1 protein-coding gene is annotated in these 1181 nt (G+C 33.3%); it reads right to left on the bottom strand.

The genetic code is table 11. The features are described 5' to 3' along the window. Nucleotides 1-68 precede the first annotated feature (68 nt). Nucleotides 69-1091, bottom strand: coding sequence for an IS4 family transposase (locus ACM0OP_RS24165; RefSeq protein WP_414530945.1), 1023 nt, complete (start codon nucleotides 1089-1091; stop codon nucleotides 69-71). Between the last annotated feature and the right edge of the window lie 90 nt (nucleotides 1092-1181).

The raw sequence follows: 1181 nt of genomic DNA, 5'->3' as shown, positions 1-1181 counted from the left end.
CAGAAATGTTGAATCTCGTTACAAAACTTTACATATTCAGGTATAGTAGTTTTATCAAGGGTAAAATGTCAACATTTCATGATATCTTCCATCCAATGAACATAACTGATTTGTTGACACATACAAGCTTGTAGATAGCGGAATTTATCTAACATCTTTTCACCCCATTGTTTAGGAACAGATACAAGTTGTAAAATCAGATAAGCGATGAGACTAGCATAGATTTGAATAGCAATACCATTAACATTTTTGCTAATTAATCTATCCAGTTTTAGGTGCATCTTTAAAAACTTCCATAACAATTCAACTCCCCACCGTAAACGATAAATATCTCTGATTTCTTCATCTGTAACTGCGGCCTCTCCATCCGCAGGTAAATTCGTGACTAAGCGGAATTCAGTTTTCGTTTCTAAATCACAAAAATTAATTACCCTATAAGCGGGAGCATCGGTCGATGAACCGATTTTTACTAATCCAGTTTCTGATTCAAATTCTAGTTTACAATTATTCTTAATTCGCACTACAAAATATTTGTCTTTTTGCACTAACTCTCCCATGAAATTTAATCCTGCAAAACCTCTGTCCATTACCCCAACTGCATCTGGCGGTAAATTAGACATCATTGATGATCCAAATTTATAATCATGAGCATGACCAAAATTTATCAAATTATCTTCTGGACTACCTGTTGAAAGATTCAGGGAACTAAACAATTTTACTTGATGATAACCTAGCACCCATAGCAACTTGCTTGTTAATGTAATTACTGTTGAATCAATTGGACAAATTGCGTATTTATCATGTAATTTTTTCTGGACTTTTTTCTGGACTAATTGATTCAATTGATGATAAATATTTTGGAATGTTTCTTGACTTCTGTGTGTGTTAGCCTTGGAAAATGTCGAAATTCTTACATCAATTCCTGTATTATTTAATCTTTTAAATAAGTCCCGCATACTGGTTAAACTATTATCCAAGGCATAAGCCAACCAACACTCAACGTAAAGACGACTATTCAAAACCGGATAATCGTTTTTTGGCAAGGGTCTGAGGATGTCTTTGACAATCTTGGGAAATGAATTTATAATCACTTTCAAACTAAAGTATTTTAATCCTTCGCCCAAAATTTACCATATTTTGGGTTATTTTTATCACCTCTTTCTTAACATTCAACACTTCTG

The organism is Nodularia chucula CCY0103 (assembly GCF_963923915.1).
In the GTDB taxonomy this organism is placed as follows: domain Bacteria; phylum Cyanobacteriota; class Cyanobacteriia; order Cyanobacteriales; family Nostocaceae; genus Nodularia; species Nodularia chucula.
The sequence above is the reverse complement of the archived record's forward strand: the minus strand, read 5'-3'. Positions and strand labels throughout refer to the sequence as shown.